Here is an 8040-nt window from a genome sequence, read left to right as displayed (position 1 = left end):
GACGCGGACAATCCCGTCCAGCGGGCGTCCGCGACGCAGCCTGCGCAGCGCGGTGTATTTTTCCTTATCGGGTTCAGCCGTGAGGCTGCCGCCGTAAATCAGCACGGTACGGTTGCCTTCCAGCCACTGCTGCTGCTGCAGGCCGGGAACCAGCTGTTCGATTGCCACTTCATCACCAGTAATTAACAACAGACGGGTTTTACGACGCCAGTAAAGGCCAATACGGGAGCGGAGATGTCTCCGAATCTTGTTACACATGGCCACCGCAGGGTGAACTGGCGCTTTATCATTTTCCCGTTTCTTTTTCTCATCATCACCGTTGGTGTTGTCGACAAGCGCATTAAACTCCTGCTTACCGACACCACGTACTGCCGCCAAAAGCACCACGGATACGATAAGGGCGCTGCCTGAAATACATCCGCCGGCGATAAGCCAGTAAATTTGCTGCTGACTTCCGTCTTCAATCCCGGCTATATCCGGATGCTTCCAGACCATTAACGTCATAACGGCTAACAGCAAAAAGAAAATCAATGCGACAGCAAGATAGCGGCCTTCCGTAGTCTTCGGTGCTAAAGGTAGCTTCACGGATCCATCTCCTGTCGGGAAGCAATCGGGGTAATGAGCGTGCTCCACAGCACATTCTGTGTGGTATCACCGCAGATAATCATCTGTGGCGATTGAGTTAGTCGGGCAATTTCAGTGGCGGCAGCGATAGCCAACCAGGGAGCTACGGCTCCGGCATGCCCCATGGATGTATCGAGCGAAATGACGGCTTCGTCCTCGACAGACTGCGCAGGGTGCGCATTCTGGCACGCAATAACTTCTGCGCGCTGCTCACCTGTCAGCCCAGCAAGCCATAAATTTTTCACTATATTTTCTTTGAGCGGGACGTTATAGGCGGCCATGTTCATCCCCTCCCTTAGTTCACCTGTTGGAGCAGAATCTGGCCGGTGAAGCAACGCGAGAGGTTCGATTGCCTCCTGGGTCAGGCGGTTGCCAAGAAGCAGAGCAACGGCTGCTTCAGCAGTATTGTTTGAAACAACCGGATCAATCTGGAGACCAACAATCAATAACATCGCATCATCTTTAATGCGGTGATCCAGCCAGTGGTTGACTACCCTTGGTCCATTGCTGTCTGTGTACTCAAGAACGCAGGTTATGCCACTCTCCTGCCAGGCTTCCTGCCAGATATCTCTGACAGCTGGGAATGACAGAGATGACGAGACATCAAGGATGGCAACAATCGAAGCGTTCTCCGGAAACTGATGAACTGGAAGATCAGCAATCAGCTCTGAAAACAGACGTGAGATGACCAATCCAGGGGTATCCTCTGGTTCTGTCAGGATACGACTCAGCCTCCTGCTTTCTTCGCCTTTCCAGTCTGACTGCGAAATGATAATGCTGTGATTATTGAGCATTTCAATTGCAACAGAAGATTGTTCATCTTCCTGATGGGCGGTAATAAATGTCGTATTCAACACCTGAAGCGCACGACGAGCCCTACGGGTCTCACACAAGATCCATTGCTCCCGACGCCGGTCAAAACCATTCGCTTTACTGTCCTGTAATGACCATGCCCACATGCGAATAGTGAAACTCACAATCCACATAACTATTGGTGCGCCAATAGCCAACATCCAGAAGTGGCTGTTATTGATGTATCGTTCGAATATCCTCATAGGGATCACGCTGATGACCAGCATCGCCACCAATACGGCAAGCCAACGGGATATTTTAGGTGGTACTTGCCGAGGATAACATTTCGGAAGATCTTTCAGGGAATACGACATTCACACTCTCATGCTTTAAAATTTCCAAATTTCAACTAAGGCTAGTCACCATCAAATGAAATGCTCTCAAATAATTAAAATTCTTCTTTAGGTAGATCTTCACATTTACCATCCAAAGAATTAATACCAGAACCACATAGGGCATTATTTTTATGTATCAAAAAAACACCCTAACCTAACATTCCATCTTTAAGTTTCGCCATAATATCAATAGCCATAAAAACAGATACATCTTTTCTTTTAACCTGTAATAAAGATAGATGATTTACTTTCCCATTTTTCACATATGTAGCATCCGGAATGGATTTCCGTATATTATCTTTTTAATCATACACAATCTTATTATCGACGCCACTAACACTGTCCCTCTTACTGTTCACTTGCTGTACATCACACATCGATTAAAATGCTTCATCAGAATACAGACAAGTCCACTCCGATATTGGTTATTCTTTTTCTAAGTACTCATCATCAGACAATGCCGGGTATTTAAAATCACTAAAATGCATATTGCATGCATCAAAACTGGATGAAGAAAAAATGTTGGCACTTGAACCAGATGACAGGGTTCACGTTGCAGATACAAATCCTGCGTTAACAGCAAGAACAGAAGCCATAGAGAAAGAACTGAAACCGATAATGAATGACATGTAAACTTTTTACTAACATTACGTCCTGTGCGTAAATCCTTTCAGGGATGTTTTAATGACTATGAAATTTTATTTTCCTTCAGGCTTCGACCATTGATATGCTTTTTCAATTAAATGTTTTCAACTCTATATCGCACGCTTACATATCGAAAGCAATTATTTAAGACTTTAGAGGGGGATGAAACATGACTTTGAAGTTTTATTGTCATAAATCATATTAATCAAATCATGACCTTCAATCCGTACGTTAACAAAGTCATCGCCGCATGCAGGCTTTATCTCTTTGAACTTTTTGTCAGCAGGGGAAAGGACAAATAAACTATAATCAAAAAATCATCAATTCGGCTTGATAAGCTTCCCTCCTAACTCATCCAAGGTTTTATCACCTGAAAAAAGCTTTTTGCATTTACTGTCAATCACAGTATCATCTTTATCTTCTGGGAATACAACCTTCATTTTCTGAGCTATATCCCACACACCTGGAAATGAATCAGCAGCACAATCCAAATCGTTTGGTGCAACATATTCTCCATTGAAAGATATTTTCCCTAGATATATTGAACCACTAAGATAAAACAAGCTATTTTCATCTGACCTAGATGGGTAATCACTCCAAAAACCCTTGCCAGACAAAAGGTTTCTATTTCCATTAAACCTAGAGACTATCGCCTGATATGATCTAAAGTGAGCATCAATCACAACCAATGCCAGAACTAATTCTTTCTCAAAATTCACATCTATAATAGAAGAAATTGCATTGTTAAAATATGGAATAGAATGAATGCGGATTGACTGTCCTTTACAACCTATAAGCTCCTTAAGATCAAGATATTTATTTCCTGATGCTATAAGCACGCCTACATGATCACTAGTTAGAGAAATACCTCCAGCACCAGAGAGTAATGAATCATTCCAATTTTCAATTTTGCATGAGTAATCCGTATTTAATTTCTCATCGTGGACACTTACATATCCAGCTTTATCCTTATCAAAATGAATAGTTACGCCATCAGTATTAATTGTGTTGTAATATCCCGCCCAAGAACTAAAAGCAGTAGCACCAAACATCATGAACAAAAATAAATTGTTTTTAAACTTCATCATCAATAATCTCTTTTGCTTTTTTAGTGGCTATTTTTCTTTCTGCAATCCCTTTATCTGCACCATTTATACCTTAAGTTACTTTCAAAATAATGCTGTCATCATCAGATTTCCCAAACTTGTCCTCATCCATAATTTTGAGAACTTTAGATTTGAAACAGGCTATAAAAAAACCACCCGTATCAATACAGTTATATGCACTCTCTGTCACTTTCTGAGGGTTCTCAATTTTTGGTGGTTTTTTCTTCATGCCGGCTGCATTTTTCTTCTTGTATTCCGGGTCATCCCAAACAATCCAGTGATTCTTTGACGATGAGTCACCATTGGTATCAACGAGTTTTGAAATAATGTTGTATATATTTATCCAAGGCTATTTAACCTTCAGTGAATAGGTTTTATTAAATTTACCGCTTTTGGTATACATAGAACCATATGTAAAACCAGAAATTGAAACTTTAACAGTTCCTGATTCTGATGGCACACCTGAAATGGAAAGAAAATTGTATACAGGTAACCCATCCCTTCTTTTTTTATTAGAAAGCACCTGCAGTCCTATATCAGCAGGGTAAATATCTACTTTAGTATTCTCTGCCGTTAGGAACTCTGGGTTATCCTCCAAGTTAGTTCCTATAATAATCTCTTGATTATAAGGCACACCTACCCTTGCATCAGGTAATATTTCCCAAAATGGAGTGAAGCCAATTTGAGGTGAGGAACATGATACAATCAATAAAATAAATGAAAGAAGTATTAATCTACGGCACATAAATTACTTTATTGGCCTAAAAACCAACCCTTCAAATGTATGTTTCATGAAAACACTCAGACTTGCATTATTCTTTAACTGATTTTTAACTTTTCCCCACGAAAACAAGGTTAAATCCACCTTGTCTAAAACGGATGTGCTTGCAGATATTATTCTGCCACCATTACACCTAACTTGACTATCCCAGACTATCCAATGATTCTTCGATGAACTGTCCCCAGGAAAATCTGATAACATTCCAGCAGAGATTAAGCTTACAACTTTGTGCCCGCTACTAATATAGTTATTCAGACTTATAATATCGTTCACATTTGCATGCGAGAGACTTATATTATCGAATACTTTCTCATAACCGGCCTTTTCGAACCATTCCGTTAACTTCCCCCACATTGTAATACCAGCAACCTGATCATCCACTTCATCGTAACTCATAATTGAATTTTCAGAATCCCTCAGGCTAGCCAATGTGATCCAATCCAGACCTGATACTGCTTCTCTACCGTAGTCATCATAAAAAATTCCTTTAGGATGCCTACACCCGTCTCCAGGTGAGATCTCCAAAGTGCCTATTTTAGTTTTCCCATGCAACCAAAGTTCGATAGCTGCTTGTTTATAAACATCCGGCCTGTCCATCTGCAAACAATAAAAAAATGCTGCGGGTCCACACAAACTCGTCCAACCTTGATTAGGATAATTACTGCGGTTCATTCTCGATACAATCTGATTTTCTATCTTCTTTCTATCGAAAGGATCATCAGTACTACCGACAGGATATTCTTTTGCTATAAATGCCCTTCCGAGGCAGGTTATCTGGACTCTATGAATATTTTCATCACCGTTATCATTTAAGGGTTTTGTCTGCGCTTTAGTCTCAAAATAACAGACATTTTCTCTTTTATTTTTAGAGTAAGCTTTCTCTGAGGCTATTTCACCCAGTGTATACATTTTTTTCGCCGGGGATGAAAGCACCGAAATCAGCTTACCACCGTGCTTGCGGTACAAATTAATTTCTATAATGTAGATCACTGACAAATCATCATCAGTCTCATTTGTATCATGAGGCTGAGTATAATAACCAGGGTCTATCGGTTGTTGTGCTACTGACAGCAGAACATGTTTTTTATTATTGCCATCAGTTTTATAGACATCAAGGTCATAAAAAAGATCGGATACTGGTACATTTGATTCAATTTTTGTGTAGAATTTATACTTAGGCATTGATAACCCCCGGCATCATATGCAAAAAAACATCCTGAGTCTGCGCAGAAGTAAACAGCTTCGTATACCCCTCACCATCACTGACCCCCTCCAGCACTGAGCCATCAGCCAAAAATGCCCTGTAAGGCGTATTCAACATTGGAACTCCATTATCATCAGCACACAAATAGCGAATATTGTGGCTGCCGTCGTCGATAGCATTGGATAAAGGCGAAATATCAGGCTTCTGCTGCGCTTTTTCCCGCCTGACGTAATACCCGGCCCTTGTTCTGTACTCACCAGCCGTCGCCGACTCAATGGCATTAACATCCAGAGTGATATAGCTCCCGCCGCCGTTTACCGTCAGCTTCTTCTTCGCGATGATTTTGATTTCATCTTCAGTACTGACGATACTAATTTCCTTACGAGCAAGCAGTGCCATCAGGTCATTCTGCGCCTGTACCTGCACCGGCCCCTGGTTCGCGATGAGCTTGATCCCCAGCTTACGAACAAACACGCTCAGGGCATTACCCACCCCGATGAACAGATTTTTCACCACGCTGACGTCTGCATTTTTACCGGCTGTGGCTATCAGGTTCTGCCCGGCAGATACCTGCAGATGTTGTCCGCTGGTCAGCGCCATTCCATCCGGCGCACTGAGCAGCAGCACTGATTTTTTGAGGTCCGTAACCTGCTGTTCCAGCAGTGTGATTTGCGCCTGGAGATCGGCCGGGTTCGCGGTCGCCTTCTGCGCGTCACCGGAGATGGACGTCATCTGCTCCCGGGCATCACCCAGATTGCTGACCGCCGCCTCCATCTCCAGCACCTGGCCCTGTGCTTTCGTCTGGCCATCAGCGCTGATGAACATCCCTTTGTGTGCCCGGATGGCTCCCCACTTATCCGTCCGCAGCTCAAAACCCTCACCGCGCTTCTGCTTCTCAGCATCCACTAAATGTCCGAGATTCAGCTGGCTCTTGCCGCCGTATTCGGTGGAAATCTTGATGTGCTCTTTACCGCGCTCGTCATCGAGGCGGATTTTGTTGTTCGCCGGGGTACGCAGCACGTTACGTTTGTAGTTGCGGATGGTCACGTGGTCACCGTGGGCCGAGTCGTGCAGCACGCCTGCGATGTACGGCCGGTCCGGGTTGCCGTCCTCAAAGCCAATCGCCACCTCCGTGCCCGCCAGCAGCGGCAGGTGCAGACCGTAGGTGTCCCCGGCATACGGGCGGGACTGGCGTACCCACAGGCTCTCGAATCCGGTTTCCCAGTTATCGCGGTCGAACAGCATGTTTACCCGGTAGCGGCCGTCTTTATCAATGTGGCCGTAGGTGTCGTTTTCGGTGGTGCTGGTGACGCGCGCCGGTACGGTGCCGGCCATCACCGGGCGTAAGCCCGGCTCCGGGCGGAAGCAAAAATCCGTGCTGTCCGGGATGCCCTCAAAATGCACGCGAAAGTCTTCATCCCGCCGCGCCCGGCTGTGCATCGCCGTGATGACCACGCCCTGCGCAAACACCTCCGCCACTTCATAACCGCCGGTGACTTTCAGCACCTGACCCGGAGAGAGGGTCGGGCAGCTGGTGATGGCCCGGGTCTGCGTCTGGCCGTTCAGGTAACGCTCATGCCGGATGCGGGCATAAAACGCACCGGACTCCGGTGCCGGACTGCGGTCACAGGTACGGCCCGGTGACAGGTAGTTATCCGCCCAGTGGTAGGCATCGCCGTAGGTGGTCGCATCCCCGCGGGTCACGTCCACCAGAGCGTTCATGTCTTCCGTGGCCTGACGGTAGTTGTAGTCCCGGGTGCTGACCTGCTTCTGCACCACGCTGTGATGACTCTCCATCCCCCACACCGAATCCACGCCCTGCGAGTGCTGCCCCGACGGCGGCACCGACGGCAGCGTCAGGCCTTTCTCATAGCCCTGCTGACCGTCGCAGAACTCCACCACGTCGATGTTCAGGCGCGTGTCGGTGGTGAAGCGGAACCAGATACCGACCTCGCCCAGCAGGCGGGTGATGAAGTGCAGGTCGTCCTCACCGTACTGCATCACCTGCTCACGGCGCGGGTACTCTTTTGACAGCGAGAACAGAAAATCCTGACCGCGCATGTTGTGGCGCCCGCGCAGAATTTTTTCCACAATCTGCGGCACCGACATGTCCTGGTAGATGGCGTTCTGGTGCGAACGGTCAAGCAGCGCCAGGCGCGGCCGGAGCGTCAGGGCATAGCGGGTTTCCTCTTTAGAAGTGCTGAGGCGCTCAAAGCCGGTCACCACGCCCTGAATCACCCGTAACGTCTGCTGCACTTTACTACCGAAACCCGTGTCAGCCGGGGCCTGCAGCGTCAGGGAACCGGGCTTCATCAGCATCATCTCTTTGCTGATGGCATGGTCTGTACAGGTGAATTCAATCCGGTAGCGGAACGGTCTGCTTAAGGCTTCATCGCCTTCAAAAGCCAGCACATCAAGCTCTGCGCCACATCCCTTCACCGAAAGCCGGTGGTGGTTGTGACTGAATCTTATGGGGGGATTGTTGCTCATATG

6 protein-coding genes and 1 pseudogene are annotated in these 8040 nt (G+C 46.3%); all 7 read right to left on the bottom strand.

Going from position 1 to position 8040, the window contains the following annotated elements; all coding sequences use genetic code 11:
* A pseudogene (locus CMR03_RS21530) lies at positions 1 to 585 on the bottom strand (type VI secretion protein VasK); the annotation flags it as partial.
* Positions 582 to 1790 (bottom strand): hypothetical protein, encoded by a 1209-nt coding sequence (locus tag CMR03_RS21525; RefSeq protein ID WP_096012600.1) that lies wholly within the window; start codon positions 1788 to 1790, stop codon positions 582 to 584. The pseudogene CMR03_RS21530 and the gene CMR03_RS21525, both read right to left, overlap by 4 nt.
* Positions 1791 to 2776: 986 nt before the next feature.
* Positions 2777 to 3544: a hypothetical protein gene (locus CMR03_RS21515; protein ID WP_096012599.1), complete on the bottom strand. Its 768-nt coding sequence runs from the start codon at positions 3542 to 3544 to the stop codon at positions 2777 to 2779.
* A gap of 70 nt (positions 3545 to 3614) precedes the next feature.
* Positions 3615 to 3791 carry a hypothetical protein gene (locus tag CMR03_RS21510; protein ID WP_244181410.1) on the bottom strand — a complete coding sequence of 59 codons (177 nt, stop codon included), beginning with the start codon at positions 3789 to 3791 and terminating at the stop codon, positions 3615 to 3617.
* A 120-nt stretch (positions 3792 to 3911) separates the two neighbouring features.
* Positions 3912 to 4196, bottom strand: coding sequence for a hypothetical protein (locus tag CMR03_RS25105; protein ID WP_141248574.1), 285 nt, complete (start codon positions 4194 to 4196; stop codon positions 3912 to 3914).
* Positions 4197 to 4310: 114 nt separating this feature from the next.
* Entirely contained in the window at positions 4311 to 5525 is a 1215-nt protein-coding gene (locus CMR03_RS21505) for a hypothetical protein (RefSeq protein WP_096012598.1), read from the bottom strand.
* Positions 5518 to 8037 carry a type VI secretion system Vgr family protein gene (locus CMR03_RS21500; RefSeq protein WP_096012601.1) on the bottom strand — a complete coding sequence of 840 codons (2520 nt, stop codon included), beginning with the start codon at positions 8035 to 8037 and terminating at the stop codon, positions 5518 to 5520. Before CMR03_RS21500 ends, CMR03_RS21505 begins: the two co-directional genes overlap by 8 nt.
* Positions 8038 to 8040 lie beyond the last annotated feature (3 nt).

The sequence above is a fragment of the Pantoea allii genome (assembly GCF_002307475.1).
GTDB lineage: Bacteria > Pseudomonadota > Gammaproteobacteria > Enterobacterales > Enterobacteriaceae > Pantoea > Pantoea allii.
This window is presented reverse-complemented; position numbering and strand designations above follow the sequence as displayed.

What these genes read in the sequence shown, in the direction of transcription:
- CMR03_RS21500 (WP_096012601.1), bottom strand. Translation starts at nt 8,037, where the DNA reads ATGAGCAACAATCCCCCCATAAGATTCAGTCACAACCACCACCGGCTT.
- CMR03_RS21525 (WP_096012600.1), bottom strand. Translation starts at nt 1,790, where the DNA reads ATGTCGTATTCCCTGAAAGATCTTCCGAAATGTTATCCTCGGCAAGTA.
- CMR03_RS21510 (WP_244181410.1), bottom strand. Translation starts at nt 3,791, where the DNA reads ATGAAGAAAAAACCACCAAAAATTGAGAACCCTCAGAAAGTGACAGAG.
- CMR03_RS21515 (WP_096012599.1), bottom strand. Translation starts at nt 3,544, where the DNA reads ATGATGAAGTTTAAAAACAATTTATTTTTGTTCATGATGTTTGGTGCT.
- CMR03_RS21505 (WP_096012598.1), bottom strand. Translation starts at nt 5,525, where the DNA reads ATGCCTAAGTATAAATTCTACACAAAAATTGAATCAAATGTACCAGTA.